The sequence below is a fragment of the Sulfitobacter sp. HI0027 genome, assembly GCF_001634775.1.
In the GTDB taxonomy this organism is placed as follows: domain Bacteria; phylum Pseudomonadota; class Alphaproteobacteria; order Rhodobacterales; family Rhodobacteraceae; genus Sulfitobacter.
This window is the reverse complement of record NZ_LWER01000295.1, coordinates 1-294: the sequence shown is the minus strand read 5'-3', so window position 1 is coordinate 294 and position 294 is coordinate 1. Positions and strand designations below refer to the sequence as shown.

Sequence of the window (294 nt, the reverse complement as noted above, 5' to 3'; positions counted from 1 at the left end):
TGCTTTATCGACCGCCGTATAGGCGGCGGCGTTGATCACCGCATCGGGGCGTTTCTGGTGGATCAGGGCGGCGCAGATCTCAGGAGTTTCTAGATCAGCGGCATCACGGCCGTAGCATTCTGTTCCCTCCAAGGCGGCGAGTTCGCGCGCGACCTGACCCGTTTTGCCGAAGACGAGGATGGTCATGCGCTCACCCCCTGGTGCCAAGCCGTTGGCCCACGCCATCGCGGTTCTGCAGCGCGCGCCACCAGTTCTCATTATCGAGATACCATTGCACAGTACGCTCCAACCCTT

1 protein-coding gene is annotated in these 294 nt (G+C 61.2%); it reads right to left on the bottom strand.

Annotation, left to right across the window (positions count from 1 at the left end; genetic code table 11):
• Nucleotides 1–186: sugar nucleotide-binding protein (locus A3722_RS15695; protein WP_150120518.1), on the bottom strand; the 186-nt coding region annotated here is incomplete at its 3' end.
• Nucleotides 187–294: the final 108 nt, after the last annotated feature.